The 25,223-nt window shown below is 55.4% G+C and carries 24 protein-coding genes; 11 read left to right on the forward strand and 13 right to left on the reverse strand.

Annotation, left to right across the window (positions count from 1 at the left end; genetic code table 11):
• Nucleotides 1–23 precede the first annotated feature (23 nt).
• Nucleotides 24–476 carry a putative periplasmic lipoprotein gene (locus ACYVHX_RS05970; RefSeq protein ID WP_460670714.1) on the reverse strand — a complete coding sequence of 151 codons (453 nt, stop codon included), beginning with the start codon at nt 474–476 and terminating at the stop codon, nt 24–26.
• Nucleotides 477–696: 220 nt separating this feature from the next.
• Here ACYVHX_RS05970 and ACYVHX_RS05975 point away from each other — a divergent pair, with 220 nt between their 5' ends.
• Entirely contained in the window at nt 697–939 is a 243-nt protein-coding gene (locus ACYVHX_RS05975; RefSeq protein ID WP_460670715.1) for a hypothetical protein, read from the forward strand.
• A 70-nt stretch (nt 940–1,009) separates the two neighbouring features.
• Here the strand turns inward: ACYVHX_RS05975 and ACYVHX_RS05980 are convergent, their stop codons facing one another.
• Complete coding sequence (locus ACYVHX_RS05980) at nt 1,010–2,041, reverse strand: SDR family NAD(P)-dependent oxidoreductase (RefSeq protein ID WP_460670716.1); 1,032 nt, start codon at nt 2,039–2,041, stop codon at nt 1,010–1,012.
• 232 nt (nt 2,042–2,273) lie between these two features.
• On the opposite strand from ACYVHX_RS05980, the gene ACYVHX_RS05985 reads away from it, so the two are divergent.
• Both ACYVHX_RS05985 and ACYVHX_RS05990 read left to right on the forward strand, forming a co-directional pair.
• Complete coding sequence (locus ACYVHX_RS05985; RefSeq protein ID WP_460670717.1) at nt 2,274–2,420, forward strand: hypothetical protein; 147 nt, start codon at nt 2,274–2,276, stop codon at nt 2,418–2,420.
• Between the two features lie 139 nt (nt 2,421–2,559).
• Nucleotides 2,560–2,964, forward strand: a complete 405-nt coding sequence (locus ACYVHX_RS05990; protein WP_460670718.1) for a hypothetical protein — start codon at nt 2,560–2,562, stop codon at nt 2,962–2,964.
• Nucleotides 2,965–3,368: 404 nt separating this feature from the next.
• Here the strand turns inward: ACYVHX_RS05990 and ACYVHX_RS05995 are convergent, their stop codons facing one another.
• On the reverse strand, nt 3,369–3,923 hold the full coding sequence (locus ACYVHX_RS05995) for a cupin domain-containing protein (protein ID WP_460670719.1): 555 nt from the start codon (nt 3,921–3,923) through the stop codon (nt 3,369–3,371).
• A gap of 55 nt (nt 3,924–3,978) precedes the next feature.
• Between ACYVHX_RS05995 and ACYVHX_RS06000 the strand changes: the two genes are divergently transcribed.
• Nucleotides 3,979–4,587: a TetR/AcrR family transcriptional regulator gene (locus ACYVHX_RS06000; protein ID WP_460670720.1), complete on the forward strand. Its 609-nt coding sequence runs from the start codon at nt 3,979–3,981 to the stop codon at nt 4,585–4,587.
• Between the two features lie 139 nt (nt 4,588–4,726).
• Here ACYVHX_RS06000 and ACYVHX_RS06005 read toward each other — a convergent pair whose 3' ends face one another.
• The 9 genes from ACYVHX_RS06005 to ACYVHX_RS06045 form a co-directional block, all read right to left on the reverse strand.
• Entirely contained in the window at nt 4,727–5,836 is a 1,110-nt protein-coding gene (locus ACYVHX_RS06005) for a lipase family protein (RefSeq protein ID WP_460670721.1), read from the reverse strand.
• Between the two features lie 423 nt (nt 5,837–6,259).
• Nucleotides 6,260–6,424: a shikimate kinase gene (locus ACYVHX_RS06010; protein WP_460670722.1), complete on the reverse strand. Its 165-nt coding sequence runs from the start codon at nt 6,422–6,424 to the stop codon at nt 6,260–6,262.
• 4 nt (nt 6,425–6,428) lie between these two features.
• Nucleotides 6,429–8,129 carry an arylsulfatase gene (locus ACYVHX_RS06015; RefSeq protein WP_460670723.1) on the reverse strand — a complete coding sequence of 567 codons (1,701 nt, stop codon included), beginning with the start codon at nt 8,127–8,129 and terminating at the stop codon, nt 6,429–6,431.
• 6 nt (nt 8,130–8,135) lie between these two features.
• Nucleotides 8,136–9,167 (reverse strand): bile acid:sodium symporter family protein, encoded by a 1,032-nt coding sequence (locus tag ACYVHX_RS06020; protein WP_460670724.1) that lies wholly within the window; start codon nt 9,165–9,167, stop codon nt 8,136–8,138.
• A 128-nt stretch (nt 9,168–9,295) separates the two neighbouring features.
• Nucleotides 9,296–10,159 carry a CE1 family esterase gene (locus tag ACYVHX_RS06025; protein ID WP_460670725.1) on the reverse strand — a complete coding sequence of 288 codons (864 nt, stop codon included), beginning with the start codon at nt 10,157–10,159 and terminating at the stop codon, nt 9,296–9,298.
• Between the two features lie 21 nt (nt 10,160–10,180).
• Nucleotides 10,181–10,975 (reverse strand): sialate O-acetylesterase, encoded by a 795-nt coding sequence (locus ACYVHX_RS06030; RefSeq protein WP_460670726.1) that lies wholly within the window; start codon nt 10,973–10,975, stop codon nt 10,181–10,183.
• Nucleotides 10,976–11,073: 98 nt separating this feature from the next.
• Nucleotides 11,074–11,775: an SGNH/GDSL hydrolase family protein gene (locus tag ACYVHX_RS06035; protein WP_460670727.1), complete on the reverse strand. Its 702-nt coding sequence runs from the start codon at nt 11,773–11,775 to the stop codon at nt 11,074–11,076.
• A gap of 41 nt (nt 11,776–11,816) precedes the next feature.
• A complete protein-coding gene (locus tag ACYVHX_RS06040) occupies nt 11,817–13,052 on the reverse strand; it encodes a hypothetical protein (RefSeq protein WP_460670728.1) in 1,236 nt (411 codons plus the stop codon).
• Complete coding sequence (locus ACYVHX_RS06045) at nt 13,027–15,534, reverse strand: DUF2339 domain-containing protein (RefSeq protein WP_460670729.1); 2,508 nt, start codon at nt 15,532–15,534, stop codon at nt 13,027–13,029. Before ACYVHX_RS06045 ends, ACYVHX_RS06040 begins: the two co-directional genes overlap by 26 nt.
• Before the next feature lie 331 nt (nt 15,535–15,865).
• Here ACYVHX_RS06045 and ACYVHX_RS06050 point away from each other — a divergent pair, with 331 nt between their 5' ends.
• The 4 genes from ACYVHX_RS06050 to ACYVHX_RS06065 all read left to right on the forward strand — a co-directional run bounded on the left by ACYVHX_RS06050 (nt 15,866) and on the right by ACYVHX_RS06065 (nt 22,150).
• Nucleotides 15,866–16,279 carry a hypothetical protein gene (locus ACYVHX_RS06050; RefSeq protein ID WP_460670730.1) on the forward strand — a complete coding sequence of 138 codons (414 nt, stop codon included), beginning with the start codon at nt 15,866–15,868 and terminating at the stop codon, nt 16,277–16,279.
• Between the two features lie 121 nt (nt 16,280–16,400).
• Nucleotides 16,401–17,543, forward strand: a complete 1,143-nt coding sequence (locus ACYVHX_RS06055; RefSeq protein WP_460670731.1) for a helix-turn-helix domain-containing protein — start codon at nt 16,401–16,403, stop codon at nt 17,541–17,543.
• A 224-nt stretch (nt 17,544–17,767) separates the two neighbouring features.
• Nucleotides 17,768–20,695, forward strand: a complete 2,928-nt coding sequence (locus ACYVHX_RS06060; protein WP_460670732.1) for a carboxypeptidase-like regulatory domain-containing protein — start codon at nt 17,768–17,770, stop codon at nt 20,693–20,695.
• Nucleotides 20,696–20,767: 72 nt separating this feature from the next.
• Complete coding sequence (locus ACYVHX_RS06065) at nt 20,768–22,150, forward strand: serine hydrolase (protein ID WP_460670733.1); 1,383 nt, start codon at nt 20,768–20,770, stop codon at nt 22,148–22,150.
• Between the two features lie 46 nt (nt 22,151–22,196).
• On the opposite strand, the gene ACYVHX_RS06070 is transcribed toward ACYVHX_RS06065, so the two are convergent.
• Nucleotides 22,197–22,907: a hypothetical protein gene (locus tag ACYVHX_RS06070; RefSeq protein WP_460670734.1), complete on the reverse strand. Its 711-nt coding sequence runs from the start codon at nt 22,905–22,907 to the stop codon at nt 22,197–22,199.
• A 136-nt stretch (nt 22,908–23,043) separates the two neighbouring features.
• On the opposite strand from ACYVHX_RS06070, the gene nfi reads away from it, so the two are divergent.
• From nfi to ACYVHX_RS06085, 3 genes are all read left to right on the forward strand, one after another.
• Entirely contained in the window at nt 23,044–23,745 is a 702-nt protein-coding gene (nfi, locus tag ACYVHX_RS06075; protein ID WP_460670735.1) for a deoxyribonuclease V, read from the forward strand.
• Between the two features lie 131 nt (nt 23,746–23,876).
• Nucleotides 23,877–24,065, forward strand: coding sequence for a hypothetical protein (locus ACYVHX_RS06080; RefSeq protein WP_460670736.1), 189 nt, complete (start codon nt 23,877–23,879; stop codon nt 24,063–24,065).
• A 220-nt stretch (nt 24,066–24,285) separates the two neighbouring features.
• Nucleotides 24,286–25,188 carry a manganese catalase family protein gene (locus ACYVHX_RS06085; protein ID WP_460670737.1) on the forward strand — a complete coding sequence of 301 codons (903 nt, stop codon included), beginning with the start codon at nt 24,286–24,288 and terminating at the stop codon, nt 25,186–25,188.
• The last annotated feature ends 35 nt before the right edge of the window (nt 25,189–25,223 follow it).

The following is a 25,223-nucleotide window of genomic DNA, read 5'->3' on the forward strand; positions in this document are numbered from 1 at the left end:
TGATTTATCAGGAACGATTCAGCTTATTTCTTGGCTTCAAACGTGATCTCGACCGGTTCGCCATCGGACGATCCGGAGGCTTCAAAAACCAGTTGACCGGCACTGAATTCGGCCACCTGCGATCCATTTCCCGTATACAGGCCGTAGGTTTTGCCTTCCGCCCGGATTTCGTATTCGCCCAGATCCAGTTCTTTATCCTGTTCGCCGGTGGCTTTCAGTAACAGCACCAGCGAAACCGTGCCATCGCCGGTTTTTTGCACGTCGGCGGATGCCGAAACGGTAACGCCTTTCTGCGTAATGGGTAATTTGCTGTAGCTTACAATGCTTTCTTCCCCCACTTTGTAATCGAACGAACTTAACGTGTAGGTTCCGGTCACGGCACTAGCCGGGTCTTTCGGGGCCACTTCCGTTTCGGAATCCTTCTTACAGGCGGCCAGTGTAACCAGGGCAAACAGGAAAATCAATAGCTTTTTCATTAGTGTAGTTGTTTGTTGTTCGTCACAAACTTAGCCTCTAACCACCCTGGCAATCAATCGTGGATGACATGAAGTGGCAGTTTTGATTTATGAAGTGTTAACAAATCGTCTGAACTGTCCAGGGCGGTTTTGGCGGGCCGGAGAAAAGGGTTAAAATTTTGACTTTTCAAACAAACCCAGGAGCAGCGAGTTATTTTTGAAACGCAATTCACATCAACGCATGAAAACGAAACAATGGATCTGCGGGCTTTCGCTGGCCCTTCTGGCGGCAACCACGCAACTGGCCTGCCAGTCGAAAACCGAAAAAAAATCCGATGAGGTAAAAGAAGAATACAAGGACGTCATTGAAGCGCAGGAAGAAGGCGACACCAGCGACGTTCGGGATGAGCAGGCCGAGCTGGATTCGGCCCGGCAGGATTACCGGGAACTGGCGAAAGACTCAGCCGCCAAGGCAAAACAATAAGAAGTTGACCGCAAAAAAGCCCGGCACCGATCAGTACGATCCGGTGCCGGGCTTTTGCACGAATCGCCTGTTACCACGAATACTGATTATTGGCTTCGGCGGCATCGTCGGTCAGGGCGGTAAAAACCGAGCGGGTGACGGATGTTTCGCTGTCTTTGCCCTTGACCCGTTGTTGGCCGATGCCACCCGGCGCCGGCAGCAGCAGGTTGATTACCGACAGCACTTCCGCCGTCAGACCCGGCGCGAAACCGTGGATCGCCGACGCCAGTTTGGCGGGCAGCGAAATGATCAGTTCGGCGCGTCCGAAACGGCAGGCATTCAAAATCTGCCGGGCGCTCTCTTCCGCACTTTTTGACAAGCCCGGCAGCGAATCGCCGATTTTAAACCAGGCATATTCCTTCTCGTTCTGGCCTTTGAACAGGGCGTTGCGCGGGCTGCCGGTCCGCATCAGGCCGGGGCACACCGTCGTGACATAAATGCCGTCTTTGATCAATTCGGCGCGAATGCCCTCGGAATAGCCCACCAGCGCAAATTTACTGGTCGAATAGGGGGAGAGATGCGGGAATGCAACTTTGCCCCCAAACGACGCGATGTTTACGATGCGACCGGTTTTTCGGCGTTTCATCGCGGGCAAAACCGCCTGGATGGTGTGAAATGCCGCCCAGAAATTGGTTTCCATCACCTCCCGAAAATCGTCTTCCGTGGCGTGTTCAAGGGGCGTGACCAGAATCGTACCGGCGTTGTTGACCAGCACATCAATCGGGCCGACTTCCTGCTGCACGGCTTCGATGAAAGCGGTCACCTGATTTTTGTCGGTCAGGTCGCAGGCATACGTAAAAACCAGTCCGCCGTTTAATTCCAGGTCGGCTTTGGCGCGTTCCAGTTCGGCTTCATCGCGGGCGCAGATGGCTACATTGGCGCCTTCCTGCGCGAACTCCCGCGCCATCACCAGCCCCAGTCCTCGCGAGCCGCCGGTGATCACTACGGTTTTGCCCCGAAAATCAATTTTACGAATCTGATTGAGCAACGTTTTCGTCGCCAGGACGGCCCCCAGGCCCACCAGACCCCACAAGCCTATTTTGTTTGTGCCGGATAAAGTCATCGTTTTTTCTTTGCATGGATAGTAGTCAAACCGGGATCCGGGCGGAATGTTGCCGACCCAGCGCCTTTCCGAGCGAACAGGTCCCCTTGGCTGCGCGTTTCACCGCTGGATCGGCCAAAAACGCCATTTGAACGAAAACCGCCGGCCGCTCCCGCACCCAAACACCACCTTTTTGTCCGGCGCAACGAGGAAAACCGTCTTTTTGGCCAGCAACAAAAATTCTTTGAATCCCATGAAACGAATTTGGTGCCTCCTGCTCTGGATTGGGGGCTATTTGCGGTTTTTGACGGCTTTAGCCAAAGCCAGATTCCGGCTTCCGTGCCATTCAACGCAAAAACCGGCGAATACCGGTTTTTGCGTTGAGCTTCAATCGATGTAGAAGCTGACTTGATCGGTCCAAACGGGCGATTGGTCGGTGAAAACCGCCTGGTGAAAAAAAAAGATAAAACTGGATTAAACGCTGGGACTGGTTAGTCCTCTAAGAGGCATAAAAGGACAAATTAATAACACAACCAGCCATGAAAACGACCATCATCACCCTCTTCGCCTTAACTGTATTGAGTACCGGAACCGCCCTGGCGCAACGCGGCTACGACAACGACCGCTACGACCGTCACCCGGGCCTGGACTCCCGCTACGAACGGCGTGACGATTTTCAGGAAGATATTAAAATTGACCGGCTGGATGCCATCGTGGGACTGTCGCGTCGGCAGGAGCGGGAACTGAAACGCATTGAAGACCGCTACGATTACCGCGAAATGGAGGCTTCCCGACGTCGGGACCCGCGGGCCTATCAATACACGCTGCGCCGGAAAAATCAGGAAATCATGTCCGTGCTGACGCCTTCGCAACGTGATCGACTCTTTGCTTACCAACAACAATACCGCCGGAACGATCGGGGTTATTACGGTCGCCGGTACTAATGAACATCTAGTCAGTTGACGGTTTTGATGGGCGGTTTTCAACAAAAACCGGGAGCCAGAACCGGAACAAAAATTACCCACCGTGAACAAAGAAGGGGCAGCAGAGTATCGCTGCCCCTTTTTGCGTGGTATGAATTCCGTTATTTTCTGGCAAAAAGAAATACCTCCGATTCGGTATTAGGGCTGCCCAGCTAGAGCTTCAGCAGGCCGGAATCGGTTAGGTCGAAAGACGTTATCGTCGCTTTTGCGGCAGGCTCAGTGCGTACACAAGGCGGGCAGCGTGAAAAAACAAGGCGGTTTGGGCGGATTCACAGCCGGTCTGGTTTCAAAAGTCTAGAGCACCGGAGTCGACCCGGGACCGAACGGTTGGAACGGGCCGGAATACCGGTTTTTCAAAACCGCCTTCATCCCTTCAAGGGCGTCGGAGCGTCGGCGAAATGGCTGTATTTTCCCAACAGCCGACCGATGAAATACGTGACGGGAATCACGGCCTTCTTGACAAAAACCGGGATGTCGGCCATGTCGTATTCCCGGGCGTAGCGGGTCATCAGGTACGCTCCGTCGAATGGGTCAGGCTGGCTTTTGCCGGATTTTTTCTGGGCTTCGAAGATCGCCGACAGGAAATAGACGATGGTGTTGGCGGGCGCTACCCAGCCCTTGCAGGTCAGCAGCTCGTCGCCGGCGTTCCAGAATTTGTGCGGGGTGCCGCGCCGGAACAACACCGTGTCGCCGGGTTCGGCAAACTGGGGCTCCTGTCCCAGAATCTGGTAACCCATTTTGCCCGCAACCACCGTCAGTTCTTCGTCTTGCAGAAAATGGGTGTGCATGGGCGGACCGCACTGGGGAAGCACCTGATTTTCGACCAGGACTTTATCGCCTTCCGGTCCTTTTTCAACCGCCAGAAACGTCAGTTTTTCGCCGGTGCTGTTTTGAATGCTGTGAGGATACTGAATGTTCATGTTCTTTGAAGTTTTTTCAAATGTAGTATATTTAGGACATTGTCCAAATTTGAAAATGACCACAGAGGAAAAAATTGTCGCTAAAGCGTTAGAAATGTTCAATGAACGGGGAATTGAGTACGTTGGACTGCGCGAGCTGGCGGCTACGCTCGGCATCCGGGTTGGCAACATCACGTATTATTTTCCGACCAAAGATGATCTGGTGAATCGTCTGTCGGTTGATCTGACCGCCCTGAACTCGCAGGTGGTCCTTGAAGAAGAGAACCTGAACCTGTATTCCTTTCTGGATCGGTTTCGGCGGGTCTTTCAGAATCACATGGCGTACCGTTGTCTGTTTCTCAGCTTTGTGCATTTGATGGAGCAGAACAGCGTGATGGCCGGGCGCTACCAGGGAATTGAAAAGCAACGCTACGCCACCATCGTTGCCAACCTCGGTTTTTTGCGGAAGTCGGGCTATCTGAACCCCGATGCCGATACGGATTTTCTGGTGTCGGTACTCACGGTGGTCGCCCGGTTCTGGATTTCCGAAGCCCGGATTTCGTTCCGGCACCTGAGTCCGGCGGAACAGATTCGGCACTACCTGAAGTTGCTGGCCAGGCTCTTTATCCCGTATGCCACGGCAAAAGGGCAGGAAGATATTGAGCGGTTTTTAGCGGAGTTGTGAAAGGACACCGAAGCAGGTTGGAGTTTTAATTATAAAGGTAGAATGCTGAATATCGAATGTAAAAGTATTTCCCAATTCAGCATTTTACATTTGATATTCAGCATTCTACATTCATAATTTCCTTTCTTTTAACTCGACCCTACAACTTCTCGACCAGATACAAATATTGCCTTGGCAAATGATGCTGCCAGATGTTGGGGTTGGCGGGGTCGTTGCTGTAGAGTTTGAAATAATCGTCAGTTGGGGACAGGACAACAGTGGTGCCCGTGCGGACGTAATAATTGCTGGTGTAATACGTCGGGATGACGAAATTCGGGAGCTGTTTTCGGACCGTTTTCGACATCATTTTCCCCAGAAACCGCTGGTAGTTCCGCTGCGCTTTCAGGCTCGGCTTGCTCAACTGGTTATAGGCGTATTTCAGGGCGAGGTTTTTGGGAAATTTCTGCTTTTTAATCATTGCCCTGGCACCCCGGAACGGATTCACGGCGGTAAAATCATCGACGGTCTGCACGGAAAAAGGCACATCCGGCACCCAGTCGGCCGCGTTGACCACGTTGCAGGCCCAACCGCCCCGGGTCATGTTCTCATAATCGTAGGCGTAAAATAAATTACCCGGTTTGGGCCCGGCGCTGCAATAGGTTTTGAAACGAACGTCGGCCGGAATGCGGTTTTCGGCTTTTGACTTTTCCAGGTACGAATTGAGCAGAAACGTGATGCCGCCCCCCTGGCTGTGGCCGGTCAGGATAAATTCTTTGATGCCCGCCTTGTAGCACGAATCAATTTTGTGCTCAATCGTCGCCGACAAATGCGCCATCGCCACCAGCCAGCCCACGTGCACGGCGGCATTCGGGTGATCGGCAAGGTTGTACTTGAACGTCAGTCCTTTGTCCAGTTGCAACTCGCCTTTGGCCGGAACCATGGCTGCGTACAGGTTCGCCAGAAAGCTCGCGCCGGTGGGAATACTGCCCTGCACCGCAATCAGGGCGACGGGTTGGGTGTTATGAACCCACAAATCCCAGATGTTGTCGAAAGCCACGCGGGGCGAACGGTAGACAAACCGGAAATTCTGCGGAGCCGGCAGCAACAGGCTATCGATCCACTGGTTGACGGCAATGTGCGCCCGTTGATTGATTTTCAAGGTTTCAATGTATTCGGCTTTGTCAAAACCGGGTTTCAGATGCTGCCCGAATGCCGTTTGCGACACCAGCAGGATGAGCAATACATACCGAAAGAAAGTAGTCGTGGACATAGAGCCAATCGGATAAAGGATTCGTTTTAAGGCTGATGGCTGAAAAGACGCAACTTACCGGCACATTTCCAAATTTGCTCGAGTCGTTCGGCCGTGCTCAGGTCACCGCGCAGTTCCAGCACCGGTTCGGTACGCTGGCGTAACCAGTTTTCGTGGGCCGGCAAGGTTCGGTTGGCAAGGCCGGTAGCGGTGTCGTAGTCGGCGGCCCAGTCGAGAAACGCTTCAACTGTTGTTTGCGATCCGGATCGGTCCGGACAACGGTTCCGTAGCGCTCCAATTCCCGGTTTTTCAAGCGCTCCAGACGGATTTCGGGCGGAATCCAGAGAAACACGATGAGGTCGAAAACCGGAAAAACCGCCGGGCCCCACTGGATGACCGACCCGCCCAGAATCCAGTCTCCGGCGTTTGCCAGGTCGGCGGAAATCAGCGCATTTCGTTGCGACGGGGGGCGTTTGACCGTAAACGGCGGGTCGGTTTTTCCCAGAAATAGTCATCGCTGTCCACATAAGGCAGGTGTAACTGGGCGGCCAGGGCCGTTCCGAGGGTCGTAACACCGCTGCCGGACGCGCCGAAGAGGTGAAGCTTCATCGCCTTATTCGCTGATCCGGAAGAAGTTCCATTCCTTCCGGAAGTCGGTTTTCATACTGCCCTTCGGAAAGACGCGGTGGCTGGTGGCCCAGGTGTTCCATTGCCGGTCGAGTTTTTGCACCAGTTCCGTTTGTTCGGCGGCCCGGTTGTGCTGCTCGGTGCGGTCGGCTTCCAGGTCGTACAGTTCCCAGGGCTGCCCGATCATGCCCACGGCTTTCCACTTGCCAAACCGGATGGCGCGGTGGTTTTCGTGTTCCCAGTACATGTAGTCGTGCAACTGCCGCGCTCCCTTCGTCAAAACCGGCAGCAGACTTTTTCCTTCCAGAGGCTGAATGGACTGGCCCCTAGCCTGCGCCGGATACCGGGCTCCGCTGACCTCGATGAAGGTGGGCATGATGTCGATCAGGTAGCCCGGGGTGGCCGTGAGTTTTCCTTTTTGCCGGTTGGTCAGGGCGGGATAATGCACGATCAGGGGCGTGGAAATACCGCCTTCGTAGGAAACGTGCTTAAAGCCTTTAAACGGCGTGTTGGACGCATTGGCCCAAACCGCCCCGTACGAAATCGCCCCGCTTTTCGCGGGGTCGTTGATGTCACCCATTTTGCCACCACCCAGAATACCGCCCTCCTGACAGGCCCCGTTGTCGGACAGAAACACCAGCAGGGTGTTGTCCAGCTTCCCGGTTTTTTTGAGGTACTCGACCACTTTGCCGACGTTCTGATCCATGCGGGAAATCTGGGCGGCATACACCGCCATGCGGTAATCCAGGTCCTGCCGTCTGGCCGAATCCTGTTCGGTATACGCCGGATAAATTTCCGGACGCGCCGACAAACCCCAGTGTTCCGGCACGATACCGGTTTTTACCTGTTTCCGAAAACGCTGTTCCCGAAGCACATCCCAGCCTTGGCGGCATTTGCCCCGGAGGGGTTCGATGTCTTTTTCCAGCGCGTGCAGCGGCCAGTGGGGCGCGGTGAACGCCAGGTACAGAAAAAACGGCTGCTGGTCTTTTTGCTCGCTCAGAAAGGAAATCGCGTGGTCGGTAAACGCGTCGGTGGTGTAAAACGGCTGGTCTACTTTTTCAACCCGTTCGTTGTCGCTCCAGATGCCGCGCGGGTGAACCGGATCGAGGTAGCTGCTGGCCCCGGAGAGTAACCCGTAATACCGGTCGAAACCCCGCTGGCGCGGATACAGATCCGGGTTGCTGGAACCAAGGTGCCATTTCCCGGCCATGTAGGTATGATAGCCCGCCGATTTCAGCACCTCCGCCAGCGTGACGCAGTTCCGGTTCAGCTCACCCCGGTAGCCATCCACCCCGTAATCGTAGCTGACGGCGTTGTTGGGTTCTTTGGTCATGTGACCAATGCCGGTCTGATGCTGAAACAGGCCCGTCATCAGGGCGGCCCGGGTCGGGCAGCAGCGGGCGGTGTTGTAAAACTGCGTAAACCGGACGCCGTTGTTGGCCAGTTGATCCAGATTCGGCGTCGGGATTTCCGACCCGTAGCAGCCCAGATCCGAATAGCCCATGTCGTCGGCCATGATCAGCACGATGTTGGGGCGCGGGGCGGCTTTGGGTCCTGGCAGAGCCTTTGCCCCGGCTGGTTGATGAAGCGGGTTGGGCGTCGCCAACCGACTGAAAGCGAGCAGAAAAGCCGCTGCGGCTGGCAGCAGAACCGCCCGTAAAAAACCGGATACGTGGTTCGTTTTCATCGTTAATCAGGAAGCGCTGTTGTTTTGCCGCGCCATGCTTTGCGCCAGCGCACTGGCCGCAATCAATTGCAGGGCGTGGTACATCATAATCGGTAGCAGGACAATGCCGACGATAGTTTCCGGAAACAGGACGTTCGCCATGACGCTGCCCTGCACCAGTGATTTCTTAGAACCGCAGAACAAAGCCGTGATGCGGTCGGCCCGGTTGAAACCGAGGGCCCGGCACAAGCCGTTGATCAGTCCGTAAACCAGAAAAAACAAGCCGAGCATGCACACCCCCAGCACCAGCAAATCCGGCAGCGTCAGGCTTTGAAACATCCGGCGCTCGAAGGACTCGCAGAACGAGGTGTAGACGATCACCAGAATGACGATGCGATCGAAATGGTTGAGGTATTTTTGCGTCCATTTGGTAAAACCGCTTAGTTGCCGGTTGAGCAGCAGGCCAAGGATGACGGGCGCAATGACCTGCAACGCCAGTTTGCCAATGACCCCCGCCAGATCGTAGTTGCCCGCTTCCGTCGCCAAAACCGCCCCCATCCACAACGGCGTGATGAATACCCCCAGCAGGCTGGAAATGCTGGCGTTGAAAATGGCCGCCGGAAGGTTGCCGCCCGCGATCGACACCATCACTACCGACGACGAAACCGTTGAGGGCAGGGCGGCTACGTAGAACGCGCCCAGCCACAGCAGGGCGGTTTCGTCCGTTTTAAACAGCCACCGTCCGGTCAGCACCAGGGCAGGAAACAGGATGAAGGTGGACAGGTGGACGACCAGATGCAGTTTCCAGTTGCTCAAACCGGCCTTCAGTTTGTCGGCGTTCAGTTTCAGACCGTAGAAAAAAAAGATGAGCGAAACGCCGTAGTTGGCCAGACTGGACAAGGAGAACGGCCCCTCCTGAATACCGGGTTCGGGCCAAAGATACGCCAGCTCGATCATGCCCAGCAACGCCAGCAGAAACCAGTCGAGTCCGGCCCGCGCGGCCAGGGTGCTAATGGTCGAAAACGAAAACGGGGGAGGGGTGGGTGACGGGTTTTTCACTGATTTTCAGGTTGTATACGTTATTCCGCAGCGTTAAGCGGAGTAAAAAAGGATTTACCAGAGGCTCTACTTAACGCTGATTTTCTCTGGCAACCTCTGCGAAATAACCCTTATAACAAGGCAGGTGTTTAGTTCATCTGCCGCTTAAAAAAAGCCCAGGCTTCCAGATAGACGTTGATGTCGTTGGGGTAATCGTGTTTGCCGCCGAGGACTTTCAACAGCGTAACTTCGGGTTTTCCTTTCGCCTTGTACGTATACCGCTCGATGGTTTTGCCGTCGGTGGGGTCGGTGTCGGGCAGGAGCTCCCTGGTCGGTTTTTGCCGGTATCCCGCCAGTTCCGACCAATACCGGAAAGTTCGGTCGGTGGAGCGGACCAGCCCTAAACTGACATTGCCGGTTTTGACTTCACCACCTTCGTAGGGGTTGGTCAGGTCGGCCGTGCCGTTCACAATCATCACCGGTACGGCCACCCGTTTTTCGGGACAATCCAGGTTATTCGTATCGGGCAGGTTGGCAATCAGCGCCGTAATCGCCCGGAACTGCTCGGGCATCGTCAGCGCCAGCTTGTAGGCCATGTGCCCACCGCCGGAGGTTCCCACCGCAAAAACCCGCTGCGGATCAATCCGGTGGTTCTTGCGGAAATAAGCGATCATCTGCTCAAAAAACGCATTGTCGTTGATGTTCTCCTGATTGGCCGCCGACTGGGCGGTTTTGCGGCATTCGTTCCAGTATTTTTTATAACCGTCGGGATACACCAGCAGAATGTTTTCGGCGGGCGCAATTTCTTCCAGTTTTCCGGCTCCGCGCCGGGTGCCTTCGCCGTTGCCCCCCGACCCGTGCAACACAAACAGCAGGGTGGCCTTGGCTTTCGCCGGTTTCAGAAAATGAAACGTTCGGTAATGGCCTTCGATCAAAACCGAATCGCTGATGAGCTGGCTTTTGGCGGTTCCGGCAGCCAAAACAAAAAAGAAAAGGGGTAACAGACGTTGCATAGGGTACGGTGAAAATTCAGATTATGGCTTGATTTTCAATACGTTATTTTGGATGAATACGTCGGCGTAGCGCTGGCCCAGCGTCCGGGCGGAGGGCGTATCGAAGTGCGTCGAATCGCCTTTGTGGGTCAATCCCGAAGCCAGTACGCAGTAAAAATCGGGGATGCGTTTGGTAGCGCCCTGCAGGGTCTGGTTGATTTTCCCGGCCTCCGGATTCCGGTTTACGACAAAATCACCCAGCGTTCCAACCACAAACGGAACCGTGGGCGCATTCAGTTCTTTTCGAAACCGCTGCACCAGCTCCACCAGTTTTTCTTCGTAAGCCGCCGACTTTTCCGGATTCGAATCCGATTCACCCTGATGCCAGAGGAATCCCGCCAGTTCGCCCTTTTCGAGGGCTTTTTTCGCCCGGCGCAACGCATCGTCGTACGGATGCGATCGGGTTGGTTCGTAATACGCCCCCGGTTGCCAGACGTCGATGCCCGAACCGCCCACCGCGCAGGGAACCAGCCCGATGTTCAGCGTTGGGTAGGCCCTGGAAAGGTGTTTCGCGAACGGAAAACCGGGCCCGACGCCAATTACGGCGGGTTTGTCGAAGTGCATGGGGTCACGGGCCGGAACCCAGGTTTGTTCCTTTGTCAGCATCCAGATGCGCGGATTCGGCTGCTGATCTTCGGCTTCGGGAAGGCCGCGACCCGCCATGTTCGACTGCCCGATCAACAGAAACAGGCGCAGGCGGGGTGGCTGGTCCTGCCTGAATGCCAGTGTGATGCAAAGACACAGGATGCTAAAAACGATTCTGGCGGTAATTTTCATGACATACCTTTTGGATGAAAAACCGTTTCGGTACCGATTATACTGTAAAACCGCTATATCGTTCTGCAAAGAAAGCAATCATTGGTTTGGTCATCCTTTCACTTTCGCCGGCGGAGCAAGGAGGTATTCGCTTGGAGAAAACCGGCGATGAAAGCTGCCTGCAAGGCCCGGGCGGACTCGTCATAGTGAACGTGGTCGATAAAATGTTCGCTGCCCAGGCTGCGGGTGAACGCATACAGATCGATCACCGGAACCCCGGATTGGCGCATTACGCCGTCGGCGATGGCGTTGTAGGCATCCAGATCCCGGGCGTACCGCTTGAATGCTTTGGAGCGGCTGTTGTGCCGCTCGTCTTCCACGGCGGTGGTCCGCATCCAGATCAGCCGGATGGTTCGCTTTTTCAGCAACTGGCAGATGGCTTCCAGATTTTTCCGGTACTGGGTGGAATCCACCTGAATCGCATTCGTCTCGGGGAGTCGCTTGATGTCGTGCAAACCGCAGTTGAGCAGCAGCACATCCGGCTGGAAAGTCTTGTCGGCGGTTTTTAGTTTCAGAAACTCCAGCACCATCCGCGAGTCACCGCCGTTGGCGCCAACCGGCACATCCAGGTTTCTGGCCGCCTGTCCGTCGTCGTTTTTCCGGTCGTACTGCCAGAAACCCTGAACGTATTTTTCCAGAAACGGGCCGTACTGCATGGAAATGCTGTTGCCGACAACGTATACTTTCGGGAGCGACCGAACGGCGCTCAGCAGCAAAAAAGCCGCAATAGCCACCGCTAATCCGGTTACTTTCTTTTTCATAAGGGCAAGGCGAGAGTCCGTGGACCCGGTGAGTGATTCCGTCAGCGGCTTTTCATTTCGTTGACCATCCGATACGAAAGGAAACTAAGCAGCAGAATTACTCCGCCCAGGGCCGCCCAGATTACCCAGGGGTTGGTAAAAACCGGGGACGAGGCTGCCTGGGCGGTTGGGGAAACAACGGGATCGCTGACGGTTAGGACGGGCAGATCCGCCGGAATTTTGTTCTTGAAATACACCAGATCATAGGCGGGAGCCCCAACGGCGGGAGCCGCAAACGCCAGCTGATACGAAACCGCCGGTTTTAATTCCGCGATCAGGTACGTCGTTACCTGCTGCGCGCTCAGGCTGCCGATGGTGAGCGGCCGGTTGTTCCGGTTTTCAATGATCAGATACAGATCGCTGGTGGGCTCATTGGCGATCAAAATCGGGTGCAGGCTGTCTTTCGAGTCCAGCTCGACGGTCTGAACGGGTTCAAAAAACCGCTGGCTGCGGTGGCGTTTCGTTTTCTGAATCCGAAGGTGGGCCAGCGTAGCGCGCCGGTGGTACTGATCCGGTGATTGAATGGTAAGAAGCAGACGATCCGGCCGGACTGGCCCCGGAAACGTAAGGTGGATGTAGCTGTTGCGATCCGAACTGTCGCGCTGCGAAAACGAAAGGCCGGGAATCTCCGAATACTGGCCCGCGCCGGTGGTGGCGGAATAATAGCCGACTTTCAGAATGTTCAGCGGGGCGCTCAGCGAATCGTTAATTTCCAGTTTGTAATATTCGTAATCACTCAGCGGGAAATCGAGGAGTTTGGCTTCCGAGGTGCTGGCGCTGCTGGCAACGGGTTCGAGTTCGTAATCATCCTCAATCCCGTACCAGTTTCGGGCGTCGTTGCTGCCGCTCAGTCGCGCTTTTTTACGCAGGTTCGTGTTTTTAATGATCAGACCCAGCGAATGAATCGGGCTTTTGGCCGGATTTCGCAGCACCAGCGTCGTGGCGGTTGGGGTGTTGACTTTTCGAACCAGTTCGTAGTCGTGGAATTGCGTTTCCCGGCTCGGTTGCTGCTGCGTCAGGACGTAGGGAATTTCCTGCTCCTTTTCGTCGAAAAGCCGGATGTCGGTCTGGTTCGCGTTCAGGCGGCCCAGCACGGCGGGGGGCAGCAGAACGCGGTAATACCCGGTTTTGGGCACGGCGGGCACGTTGGACCGAAACCGGAACGATTGGGCCATTCCGATGGTGCCGGAGAGCGTTAAAACCGTAATGAAACTAAGCAATCGGATCCTGCGTCGCATGGGCGTCGTCGGTGAGAATGAGTTTCCGTATTTTCTGGTACATAAACGAAATCAGCAGCAAAAGTACGCCCAGCGAAATAAACGCGGCAATTTTTCCGCCTTCCGAAATGCCCTGAATATCATACAGAAACAGTTTCAGGATGGTGATGGCAAACAGGCTCAGCGACACAATCCGGAGCTGGCGGTTTTTCCGGTTGAGGCCCACCCACATGAACGCAAACGCACAGAGGCCCCAGAGAATCGGCAGGCCCACTTTGTTGATCTGAATCAGCAGCTCGTCGAAGCGAACCAGCGCGGGTTGGCTGGCAAAACCGCCGGTTTTTGAGCCCGAAAAACTAAAGTAAACGACGTGGTCGAACAGTTCGGAGGTGGCTAGATACACAATGACGTAGCTCATAAACCAGGGCCAGAGCCGCAGCACCAGGGGCGGCAGCGGTTCCAGCCGGGCTTTGTTGCGGTCGATGAGCCACAGAATCACGACGATAGCGATCAGGCTGAGGTAATGAAACGGAAAACCGATCAGACTGGTCTCGTTCCCCAGAAAATAATCGGTGAGCAGACTCATGGTTGCCGGACTGTAGGTGGACAGATAGGCAATTATCCCGACCAAACCGACGCCGACGGCTTTCCAGAGGCTGTTGCGGGCGCCGACGCGCTGTCCCCACAGCACCAGACCGGCGGCAAACACCAGGTTATAACAGCCGAGCAGAAGGGTGCGGTTGGGACCAAAACCGACCTGTTTCGCCAGTTGGTAATCCAGCTCCAGCAAACCCGTGAGGTAAATTACAACGCCCGTCAGGTAGGTGAGCAGCACGTCGTAAACCGCCACCGGCAACTGGCCCACCCAAAACCGGATCGGCTCCGACTGGTTTTTCAGCAGCCAGCGCGTACCGACCAGACCCACCCCGGCAACCAAACCGGTAATGAACGCTTTGTTCAGCAAAACCGGCAGTGGTTCGGTTGAGGTCGGGCCGTACAACAGCATCCAGTCCATCACCAGGCTGGTCAGCATCAGTCCCAGGACCACCACCGAAGCGGCCGCCACAAACCGCAGACCGGATTTTTGGGCCAGCCAGAGCAGCAACACGGCTTCGAGCGCCCAGAACATCGTAATGAAATTGCCTTCCAGTTGCACCGGCACGGCCAGACTCACAAAGGTGATTACCAGACCGATCAGTAGGTAAATCAGCGTGCGATCGACGGCTTCCCGGCGGTACAGCAAAAACGCCAGCAGGAAGTTGACCACCGCCAGCGCCACCGTGAACAATCCCTGATAAGCCTGGTAACCGCTGTTTTCCAGAATGACCATGCCGGCGGCAAAAAAGAAAGCCGTGCTGCTCAGGAGCAGACTGATTTCCAGCGCCGAAAACCGGGTGCGTTCTTTCAGATTGTTGATCAGATTCATGGCCATGAACACCCCATAAAAGAGGGTTGCGAACACCAGGGCGCCGGTGGCCGGCAGTTTTTTGTCGATAGTCACGTCGGACAGCCAGGCGCCGTAGAGCAAAACCGTAAATCCGTAGGCCACGCTATGCACCAGATTCCACTTCTTGAAATACGCCAGGACCAGCATGCCGACGTCCAGAATCAGGATGTACGTGAGCAAAACCAGGTAGTTGCCGTCGCCGGTGCTGACCATGAACGGGGTGGCAAAACCGCCCACCAGTGACACCACGGCCAGCTCAACGCGGTTGTAGGAAAGGGCCAGCAGCACCGAAAAACCGGTGATGATGACCATCAGGACAAAGGCCGTGGTCTGGCCGAAAATGTGGTAATCGTGGAACGCGATGGCAATCGTAAAGTACAAAACCGCCAGCCCTCCGCCGACCAGCACCGAGCTAAACGCCCCGAACGCCTTTCGCAGCCGGTGGGCAATGCCGATCAGGGCGCCCCCCGCCAGAATCCCGATGAACACCCGGCCAATTTCGTTGATCCAGTCCTGATCAATGGCGTATTTGACGAAGTAGCCAATGCCCAGCACCAGAATCCCGATCCCGATTTTGTTGATGAGGTTTTCGCCGATGAATTTTTCCAGATCGGGGTTGTCGCGCAGAAACCGCTGAAAAAACGACGGCTGCGGTTCGGCCCGAACGGGTTCGGCCGGAACCGGCGGGGGCGTTGGCAAAACCGGAACGGGCGGTTTTTCACCGGCTTTTGGAATCGGCGGAGGCAGCGCACTTTCCGGATCAAAAACCGGCTGGTCGACCAAAACCGGGGCGGTTTCGGGCGTTGGTTCGGGGGGAACGACCGCGGGCGGAACCGGCTCGTCGATGACTTCCAGCACGGCGCCCCGTTCGTCGAGAATCGTTCGGATCGGGGTCGGGCGCGCGTCGGAGTCGAAGAGCGTCCGGACGTCTTTCAGGTCGGTCCGCAGGCGGCCCAGTTCGTCCTGTTGCCGCAGCAGCAACTGCTTCACGTCGCTCAGGCGGCTGAATCCAACCAGAATCAGGATAATGACGATGACTAACAAAAACGCTTCCATAGAGCGGTGGGAGGGTAGAGCGAATGGGGTAAACGTCAGAATTCAGGGACCGGATAGCAGGTCCAAGATACACGAAGCAACCCCGGTTGCCAAGTCTTTTGCTCCAAAATTGCCGAATAGAAACGGTGGTCAGTACCGGAATTTGGTAAATGGTAGCAATAGAGTCACAGGACCCGCTTCCCGGTTGATAACTGCCAGTGCGCTAATCGGTGAAACCGGCGGGTTGATCGGCAAAAACCGGCTCCCGGTCGAATGGACGAAAGGCCGGTTAAACGCAGCCCCGGCACCGGCTTCTAAGAACCAGAAACAAACCAATAAACAAATTACGATCATGAAAAAGACAATCTTCGCCCTCGCAACGATAGCCCTGTTAAGTACTGGTGTTTCAATGGCGCAACGCACCTATAACCCGAACGCCAACCGCCCGAATCCGTCGTTTAACAATACCAAACCCGGTTCGCGCTTTGATGATGTGAAAGAAGACATCAAAATCGACAAACTGGACGCCATTGTGGACCTGTCGCGGAAACAGGAAAAAGAACTGAAACGCATCGAAGATCGCTACGATAAAATGGAACTGGTAACGATGAAGCGCCGGAATCCGCAGATGTTCCAGCGTTTGCAGACCCAGAAACAGCAGGAAATGCTGGATGTGCTGAACAAAAAACAGTTGCAGCAATGGATTGCCTTCCAGCAGTCCAACAACCGCTTCGGCCGCGGAAACGCTTACGGCCGCCGGGGATAATCCGGGCCCGTTCAGCTACCATCTCAACCCCGCCTTCTCCGTGCAGAAGGCGGGGTTATTTTTTTAGGCGAATGCACCCGCCGAACGTTGAGCGGAGCCAATCTTTTTGGTAATTTGCCGTATGACGATTCCACCCCTGGATTTAATTCTATTACTCGGCACGGCGCAGGGCTTTATCCTGGCGGCTTTGCTGTGGTTTAACCGCCGGGGCAACCGGCTCTCGAACAAGCTGCTGGCGGCTCTGGTTGGGTTGCTGGCGTCGGCTAGTCTGGCGGTGGGCATCCCCCTCACAAACGCTTGGGTCAATCTGTTCGTGGATTTCGTTCCGCTGATCATTGCCATGCCGTTTGGGCCGCTGATTTATTTTTACACCCGTTCGTTGCTGGAACCCGGTTTTCGACTCGGGAAAGCGGAACGGCGGCATTTCTGGACGGTGGTCATCGATTGCGGCAGCCGGCTGATGGCCTGGACCTTTCTGATTGGGTTGCTGTTGGGCGTGTTTGGGCACGAAGATGGCCGGAAAGTGGGCGGGTGGATGGACGACTACGATAAGTATGCCGACATTCCGCGCTGGATTTCGGGGACGGTTTACCTGGTCGTGACCTACCGCTGGCTCCACCGGTTTCGGCAGCAAACGGCGGTCGTGACGGAAGCGCAACGGCTGCATCTGCGCTGGCTGCGTCAGTTTTTACTGGTTTTTGTGGCGTTTCAAACCATCTGGCTGCTGCATCTGATTCCCTACATCATTCCGGCGACCAGCAATGCCCTGCTGGATGCGTTTGGCTGGTATCCGCTCTACATTCCGATTGCGGTGATAATTTACTGGCTGGGGCTGGGCGGTTACTTTCATTCGCGCAGTACGGTTTTGCCGGAGCCGGAACCCGTTCGGAAGCCCGGCGCAACGGTTTTACCCGACGAACTGATTCAGGAAACGACGGCCGGTTTGCGCCGGGCGATGGAAACCGACCGGCTGTACCTCGATCCGGAACTCAGCGTCGAGAAGGTCGGGCGGCATTTGCAGGTCTCGCCCAAAACGATTTCGGCGGTGCTGAACCAGCACCTCGGCAAAAGTTTCAATACGTTCATTAACGAATACCGGCTGGCCGACGTCAAACGGCGGCTGAGCGATTCGGCCTATGCCAACCTGACCCTGACGGGCATTGCGTTCGAATGCGGTTTTAATTCGCAGGCCACCTTCCAGCGCACCTTCAAACAAATGACCGGTTTTTCGCCCCGGGAATACATGAACCGCGAAACCGCCTGACCACCCAGACCCCGACCAGCGGTGCGGGACCACCCACTCCATCTATCCATCCCATCCACCCCGTCACTCCGTCCACCCCGTCACCCCGTCACCCCGGATTGCATCCGGGGTTATCCAGAGTCAACCCCTTTCGGGGTTGTGATGCGTCGAAATTAGTTCTCAAATCCGGATTTGAGCAGATTACAGGTTTGTTTCTGGCGTGTTTTGGGCAAACAACGCGCTTCATGCAGCCTCCCGCAACTTTTCTCCGCCAGTTGGTTTTTGGATTTCTTCTCACCTTTTGGGCGGCTCTGGCAAGCGCCCAGTCGGATTACCAAACCCTTTCCGGGAAAGTCATCAGCCAGGAAACCGGCGAAGCCGTGCCGTTTGCCAGCATCACGGTGGTGGGCCGGGGCATCGGTACGGTTTCGAATGGAGTCGGCACGTTTCTGCTCAAAATCCCGGCCCGCTTTGCCACCGACAGCCTGAAAATCTCCAGCGTGGGCTACCAGACAATTACGCAGCCGGTGTTGGCAGTCTCCACCCAAAACCAGCTCATTCGCTTAAAAACCGCCACGGTGACGCTGGACGAGGTGCGGGTGCAGGCCCGCCGGAAAACCGCCGTCGATATTCTGCGCGAAGCCGTGGCGGCCATTCCGCGCAATTACGATACCACCTCGGTGCAGATGACGGCTTTTTACCGGGAAGATCAGCAATTTGACGCTAAACCGGTGGTTTTCAGCGAAGCCGTGTTGTCCATCTACAAAGCGGCTTATAACCAGACCGAAACCAACGATGGCATGAAGTTGATCAAAGGTCGAAAAAAAGAGTATGATCGGGCAATTCATAAACTGCCGCCGATCATCAATTTAAGCAATGGCGCCAGAAACTTGCTGCTTTACTGCGATTTAGTGAAGTTGGCATCGTATAAACGGAATATCATTAATGAACGGAATCATCCGTATTACGATTTTACGCTAAGGACCCTTAAGGGCGACCGGTTGATGTATGTCATCGATTTTAAGCCCGGCAAACGGAAACGAAAAGCGTTTGGTACGGGTAAGCTTTACATTGATGCCCAAACCATGGCGTTTGTTCAGTTCGAATTTCAGTCTACACAGGCCGGAGTTGATGTGGAAAACAACCGTGACTGGCTCTTAAAAAAGTTGGCGTCGGCGGTCCATAAACTGACCCTGAAATTTACCGATTTAAAGGAAGTTGTGACGTTTGCCCAACATAAAGGCCGCTGGAACCTGAGCAACGTTGAAAGGCGATACGGTTATCGGATCAATAGCCCCTCCCGGAACCTGATCGACAAACGATGGGAAGTAACCACCAGTTTGACAATCACGGAAGTGGGTGCCAAAGGGATTTCACCGTTTACCGAAGGCAACATCGCAGAAAACAACAGCCCGTTCCACAACCTGATTGGCGAACAGAATGATCCGGATTTTTGGGAAAATTACAACATTCAGCAACGGGCGTCGGCCGATCCGGTTTCGGAAAAAATAAAGCCGATTGGTCCGGGTGCAGCAAAGCCGGATTCGTTGAAAAACCGGGTTGGAAACCGCCGGAATGGGTTTACGCGCGCTGACACCCTGCGCGGTAAACTAACGCCCTTGCGCAGTAGCTACGACGTGACCTTCTACGATCTGGACGTAAAGGTAGACATTGACAACCAGGCAATTAGCGGCAAAAACCGGATGCGGTTCCGGGTGCTGGCACCGCTGGATAAACTGCAAATTGATCTGTACGCCAACCTGGCCATCCAGTCCATTCGGTACGCCGGAAAACCGCTCACGTTCACGCGGGAATTCAATGCGGTTTTTGTGCAGTTTCCCGAAGAACTCCAGCCGGGCCGCGAGCAGGAACTGGAAATTGCGTATTCGGGAAAACCGCAGGTGCCGGATTATTCGGTGCCGATGGTGGGCGGTTTTTTGTGGGAAAAAGACCCAAACGGCCGCCCGTGGGTGCAGGTCGTTTGCCAGGGATCGGGCGCGAGTTTGTGGTGGCCCAACAAAGATCACCTTTCCGACGAACCCGACAGCATGCGCATCCGGGTGACCGTGCCCGGCGATCTACTGACCGTTTCCAACGGGCGACTGCTGCGAAAAAACGCCCTGCCCGGCAACTGGACGCAGTATGACTGGTACGTGAGCTATCCGATCAACAATTACAACGTGACGCTGAACATCGGCCAGTACGCCCACTGGCGCGAAACTTACGGACCGGATTCGCTGACGCTGGATTATTACTGTCTGACCGACAACCGGGAGAAATTCCGCTGGGTGTTTGCGGGGGTGAAACCGATGCTGGCGACGCTGGAGCGGCATTACGGCTCCTATCCGTTTCCGCGCGACGGGTTTAAACTGATGGAATCGCTCTACCCGATGGAGCACCAGAGCGCCGTCTCGTTTGGAAAATTGCCGGCCAAACCGGCGGATTCGCTGACGGTAACGGATTCTCTGAACCTGATGCAGCTAATCTGGCACGAGGTATCGCACGAATGGTGGGGCAACAACGTCAGTTGCCGCGACATGGCCGACCTCTGGATTCACGAAGCCTTTGCAACCTATTCGGAAGGCATTTACCTGGATTCGGTCGTGGAGGAAGCCGGTGAGCTGGCGTACATCGCTTCGCTGCGTCCGCAGGTGACCGGAAAAGAGCCGGTTATCGGTGTGCGGGAGGTCAACCACATTCATTACGATATTGGCGACCTGTATACCAAAGGCGCGCTGATGCTGTACACGTTCCGGCACACGCTCAACAACGACCGGCTCTGGGCGGAGCTGTTGAAAGGAATCCAGCAACGGTTTCGGTTACAAACCATTACCACCAGCGACCTGATCGGGTACATCAACGAAAAAACCGGCACCGACTACGGCTGGTTTTTTGACCAGTACCTGAACTACACGGCCCTTCCGACGCTGGAGGTTCAACTGGTGGAAAAAGGGACGGCGCTGGAGGTCAAATACCGCTGGAAGGCCAATGTGCCGAATTTTCGGATGCCGGTTTTGATCACCCAGAAACCGGATCAGTTCGTGCGGATTGCGCCCCGGACTAGCTGGCAAACCCTGAGGTTACCCAGCATGAAGATTGATGACTTTGAGGTGGACGAAACCCGGTTTTACGTGGCGGTGGAAATCGAAGAACCGCAGCTTACCCGAAAATAATCCCGCTCAAATCCGGATTTGAGCAGATTCCCTCCCGGTTTTCACCTTGGTTTGGCCTAAAAACATCCGTACATGAAAACACACCTCTGGGTTCTGGTCATTTTGTTGACGAGCCTGTCCCTCACGCCCGGCCGGGCGCAGCAAACCGCGGTTCCGAAATCCACCGCCGAAAAACTGGACGACTACCTGAAGGCTGCCGCCAATCTGAAACGCTTCAACGGCACGGCGCTGGTGGCCCGAAAAGGTGAAATCCTGGTGAAAAGAGGCTACGGCTGGCGGGATGTCGGGCGGAAAATTCCCAACGACACGAGCAGCCAGTACCAACTGGGCTCCATCACCAAGACGTTTACGGGGGCGGTGATTCTGCAATTGCAGGAAGAAAAAAAGCTGTCGCTGACGGATAAACTAACGAAATACTTCCCCGATTATCCGCAGGGCGAGCACATTACGCTGGAGCAGTTGTTTACCCACACCTCCGGCATTTATGATTTCAAGAGCATCCTCTACGGTCCGGATAGTGCGCGGGTTACGCGCCCGGTTGCCAAGGAGTGGGTGGTGGCCCAATTCAGGGATAAACCGCTGACCGCCCAACCGGGAACCGCCGTTAACTACACCAATTCGGGGTATTATCTGCTGGGCCTGGTTGTTGAGAAATTAACCGGAAAACCGTTTGAAACCGTGGTTCGGGAGCGGTTTCTGACGCCCCTGAAGCTGACCCAAACCGGCTTCGATTTCATCAACCTGAAAAACAGCGGGAAAACGACGGGGTATTCGTTGCGCAACGATTCGGTGCTGGTGGCCGTGCCAACCGTGGACTCGACCGTCGCCTACGCGGCTGGCGGGATGTACAGTTCGGTCGGGGATTTGTACCGCTGGTCGCGGGTGGTGCAAAACCGCCGGGTGCTTCAGCCCCAAACCTGGGAATCGGCCCTTTCGCCCCCGAACAGCGGGAATTGGGGCTACGGCTGGGGCGTTAATTACATGAACGGGAACAAAAAGCTAATTTATCAGAACGGTAACATCCCCGGTTTTGGCACCTTTTACGTGCAGGTTCCCGACGATGATCTGGTGATCATTCTGCTGAGCAATGTCGATGATTTTTCGGATCTGACTTCCCTGGAACCCATCGCCACGGATGTTCTGAAGCTCCTGTATAACCTGCCGTACCAGGTTCCGGTCAACCGAAAAGCCGTAGCGGTCAGCGAAACCATTCTGCGGCAATACGTGGGCGATTACCAACTGGCCCCCGAACGCAAACTGGCCATCACGCTCGAATCCGGAAAGCTGTTTTTGCAGGTGACGGGTCAGTCCAAATTTGAGGTGTTTGCCGAAACCGAAACCGAGTTTTTCCTGAAAGGGGTGGATGCGCAGTTAACGTTCCACAAAGACGCCACCGGCAGGGTTTCGCAGGTGGTGGTGCATCAGGGTGGTGATCACGTGGCGAAGAAAATCTGAAAACCGGTGCGTCAGCAGCAAAACCGGTCGCTGACGCACCTTCCCGTTACTTGATGACAAACTCCGAATCTTTGATGCCGTCGTTGATTTTAACCCGGTCGACGGTCATTTCCATCTGAAACTGGCCGTTGCCCTGCGAAAAGCTCGTCGGGTATTTAAGGCCTTTAAAGTCTTTGTAGTTAGCCAGTTGAATGGTTTGCTCCATTTCGCCCCGGGGTGTTTTCTGGGTGGCCATCGATTGCACTTTCAGGCCCGAAGCGGCATCGTAAAAATCCGTCCAGGAAACCGCCCCGTCGGCCGTCGTGTGTTTCACTTTGTACGCGTCTTTGCCGGCCACCTTTTCGGTGCCTTCCACGGTACTTTTGATACCCAGTTCGGCAAAGTGCAGTTCCGGAAACAACGTGCCCTGAATCAGGCCCAGTTGCGCGTCTTTGCCTTCCAGCGTCTGATTGCCGCGCCGGCCACCCGTGACGATTTTGGTGCCGTCGCTGGTCATTTTAAACACTTCCATGCCGTTGGCGATCATCGTCCGCGAATACTTGTTGGGCGCTTTCTGCTTGAGCATGATCACCATCGGGTTGCCCTGCATTTCGGTCGATAACTGGACGTTCAGATCACTGATGGTCGCTAGAAAATCCTTGCCACCAATGGCCGTCAGGTAGTTGGCGATCACCGCGTCGGCCGAAGGCGTGGTTTGTGCGGCTGCGTACAGCGAAAGGGCGGGCAGCAGCAGGAAGGTCAGGAAGGCTTTTTTCATGGTTTTCAGGAGAAGGTTTGCGGTCAAAACTACGCGAAAAAAAGACACAAGCAAGTCGGGTGGCGGGTTGCTAAAGCGGTTTTTGTAAACTTCGATCCGGCAATTGGAGTTAGGGAGTTGCAATAACCAAAACCGCATGGCCACCTACCAACTCCTCCACGACTGGACCGTGACACCCACCGAAGCCGTGGCGCTGCAACAACAACTGCGGCACCAGATCCGGATTCAGCCGCTGGACAAACCGGTCGAGACCATTGCCGGCTGCGATATTTCCTTCAACAAATTCGAGGAGACGGTGTATGCCGGCATTGTCGTGCTGCGGCTGGAGACGCTGGAAGTCATCGAAGAAGTAGGCGCCATCAGTACGGCAACGTTTCCCTACATTCCGGGTTTGCTGTCATTTCGCGAAATTCCCTCGCTGCTCGAAGCCTGGTCGAAGCTGAAAACCGAGCCCGATGTGGTGATGTTCGATGGCCACGGAACCGCCCACCCGCGCCGGATCGGCATTGCCTCACACGCCGGTTTGTTTCTGAACCGCCCGACGTTTGGCTGCGGCAAGTCGGTTTTGGTCGGCAAATACGACGAACCGGCGCCCGAACGGGGCGCGTGGTCGCCCATGAAGCACTACGGCGAAACCATCGGAGCGGCTTTGCGCACCAAAAACCGGGTCAATCCGGTTTACGTTTCGCCCGGCCATCTGATCGATCTGCCCACCGCCCTTGACCTGACGCTGCGCTGCAACGGCGGCTACCGGATTCCGGAACCAACCCGCCGGACCCACAACCTCGTCAACGCCCTGCGACGGGGAGAACGCGAAGCGGAGTCGCCTGACCACTGAACGCGGCTTTTGCGGGGAGTCACCCAGTTTGACCAGGGAATTTTGTGGACGGTGTCAGGAGCGCTGACCGTCGCCAACGGGTCGAATATCTACCAGATCATCCTGCCGGGCGAAAAAACCGCTTCTTTTTTGTGCTGGATTCCGGTGGGCGTAATGGCCCTGGTTGCGAAGCGGCTACCGGGCGGGCAACGCTCGGACCCCTGCTGGTGGGCTTGTGGTTTCCGGTTTGTCTGGCCACGCTGGCGGTGTTGGGCCGGACGACGCTGGCCTGGCACATTGAGAGTTGCTATTCCGCTATTTCCTGGATTTTACGGGGGTAGGTGGTTTACGCCGGAGCAGTCCGTCCAAAGGGAAAACCGGCGGTTTCAATGGCTTAAAATCCGGGCCGTTGGCTAACAACTTTTTAAGCAGACACCGCAAAAAGCCTTTGAGTTAGGCAATTAGCCAAACGCCGTTTTTGTCCCGTTTCCAGACTTCCAACTCTATCCGGACCGGGTTGTTGATGATAAAACGAATCGTTTTATCTAAACCAGCTGTGTTATGATTTTAAAAATGGATCGGCTGCCGATTGAGCTGCCCACTCCCAAGAATCCGTCGCCCAATGATGCGGCAGCTGTGCAGGAACTGCTCGGTGGAAAATTCGGGGAAATGTCCACCCTGATGAACTACACGTATCAATCCTTCAACTTTCGGGGCCGCAAAAAAATCCGGCCGTTTTACGATGTCATCAGCAGCATTGCGGGGGAAGAATACGGTCACATCGAAGTGGTGGCTTATACCGTCAATCTGCTTTTAACGGGAACGTCCAAGCGCGGCATGGACCCGACCACCACGCCCCTGGCCGATGCGGTAGACGCCCGCAACACCCACCATTTCATTGCCAGCGGCCAGGCGGCTTTGCCGATGGATTCGATGGGGCACTTCTGGACCGGACAAAACGTGTTCAGCAGCGGAAACCTGAAAATGGATTTGCTGCATAACTTCTTCCTGGAATGCGGGGCGCGGGCCAACAAGATGCGGGTCTATGAAATGGTGAGCGATCCGACGGCCCGGACCATGATCGGTTACCTCCTGGTGCGGGGCGGTCTGCACGTTGTGGCGTATGCCAAGGCACTCGAAAGACTGACCGGGGTGGAAGTGACCAAACTGCTGCCCATTCCGAACCTGAGCAACAACGCCTTCCCGGAAGCACGGAAGTTCATGGAAAACAAGCTGCACCTGAAACTGTACACCTTCAGCAAGGACGATTACCAGAAAGCCGGTTTGATCTGGAACGGTACGCACCCCGACGACGGGCAGGAGGTTGAAGTGGTGTTTGGACACCCCGAAGGCTTTCCGGTGCCGGACCTCGAAGCAGAACCGCAGCTCAACGCTCCCGGAGACGATGAAATCGATCCGGAAATGTTTGCCGATATTGCCAAAAAGCTCGGAATCAAGTTATAAGACGTTCCCGACTTACAAAACCGCCCCCTCGGTAT

Source organism: Larkinella ripae, from assembly GCF_054780775.1.

What these genes read in the sequence shown, in the direction of transcription:
- ACYVHX_RS05970 (WP_460670714.1), bottom strand. Translation starts at nt 476, where the DNA reads ATGAAAAAGCTATTGATTTTCCTGTTTGCCCTGGTTACACTGGCCGCC.
- ACYVHX_RS05975 (WP_460670715.1), top strand. Translation starts at nt 697, where the DNA reads ATGAAAACGAAACAATGGATCTGCGGGCTTTCGCTGGCCCTTCTGGCG.
- ACYVHX_RS05980 (WP_460670716.1), bottom strand. Translation starts at nt 2,041, where the DNA reads ATGACTTTATCCGGCACAAACAAAATAGGCTTGTGGGGTCTGGTGGGC.
- ACYVHX_RS05985 (WP_460670717.1), top strand. Translation starts at nt 2,274, where the DNA reads ATGAAACGAATTTGGTGCCTCCTGCTCTGGATTGGGGGCTATTTGCGG.
- ACYVHX_RS05990 (WP_460670718.1), top strand. Translation starts at nt 2,560, where the DNA reads ATGAAAACGACCATCATCACCCTCTTCGCCTTAACTGTATTGAGTACC.
- ACYVHX_RS05995 (WP_460670719.1), bottom strand. Translation starts at nt 3,923, where the DNA reads ATGAACATTCAGTATCCTCACAGCATTCAAAACAGCACCGGCGAAAAA.
- ACYVHX_RS06000 (WP_460670720.1), top strand. Translation starts at nt 3,979, where the DNA reads ATGACCACAGAGGAAAAAATTGTCGCTAAAGCGTTAGAAATGTTCAAT.
- ACYVHX_RS06005 (WP_460670721.1), bottom strand. Translation starts at nt 5,836, where the DNA reads ATGTCCACGACTACTTTCTTTCGGTATGTATTGCTCATCCTGCTGGTG.
- ACYVHX_RS06010 (WP_460670722.1), bottom strand. Translation starts at nt 6,424, where the DNA reads ATGAAGCTTCACCTCTTCGGCGCGTCCGGCAGCGGTGTTACGACCCTC.
- ACYVHX_RS06015 (WP_460670723.1), bottom strand. Translation starts at nt 8,129, where the DNA reads ATGAAAACGAACCACGTATCCGGTTTTTTACGGGCGGTTCTGCTGCCA.
- ACYVHX_RS06025 (WP_460670725.1), bottom strand. Translation starts at nt 10,159, where the DNA reads ATGCAACGTCTGTTACCCCTTTTCTTTTTTGTTTTGGCTGCCGGAACC.
- ACYVHX_RS06030 (WP_460670726.1), bottom strand. Translation starts at nt 10,975, where the DNA reads ATGAAAATTACCGCCAGAATCGTTTTTAGCATCCTGTGTCTTTGCATC.
- ACYVHX_RS06035 (WP_460670727.1), bottom strand. Translation starts at nt 11,775, where the DNA reads ATGAAAAAGAAAGTAACCGGATTAGCGGTGGCTATTGCGGCTTTTTTG.
- ACYVHX_RS06040 (WP_460670728.1), bottom strand. Translation starts at nt 13,052, where the DNA reads ATGCGACGCAGGATCCGATTGCTTAGTTTCATTACGGTTTTAACGCTC.
- ACYVHX_RS06045 (WP_460670729.1), bottom strand. Translation starts at nt 15,534, where the DNA reads ATGGAAGCGTTTTTGTTAGTCATCGTCATTATCCTGATTCTGGTTGGA.
- ACYVHX_RS06050 (WP_460670730.1), top strand. Translation starts at nt 15,866, where the DNA reads ATGAAAAAGACAATCTTCGCCCTCGCAACGATAGCCCTGTTAAGTACT.
- ACYVHX_RS06055 (WP_460670731.1), top strand. Translation starts at nt 16,401, where the DNA reads ATGACGATTCCACCCCTGGATTTAATTCTATTACTCGGCACGGCGCAG.
- ACYVHX_RS06060 (WP_460670732.1), top strand. Translation starts at nt 17,768, where the DNA reads ATGCAGCCTCCCGCAACTTTTCTCCGCCAGTTGGTTTTTGGATTTCTT.
- ACYVHX_RS06065 (WP_460670733.1), top strand. Translation starts at nt 20,768, where the DNA reads ATGAAAACACACCTCTGGGTTCTGGTCATTTTGTTGACGAGCCTGTCC.
- ACYVHX_RS06070 (WP_460670734.1), bottom strand. Translation starts at nt 22,907, where the DNA reads ATGAAAAAAGCCTTCCTGACCTTCCTGCTGCTGCCCGCCCTTTCGCTG.
- nfi (WP_460670735.1), top strand. Translation starts at nt 23,044, where the DNA reads ATGGCCACCTACCAACTCCTCCACGACTGGACCGTGACACCCACCGAA.
- ACYVHX_RS06085 (WP_460670737.1), top strand. Translation starts at nt 24,286, where the DNA reads ATGATTTTAAAAATGGATCGGCTGCCGATTGAGCTGCCCACTCCCAAG.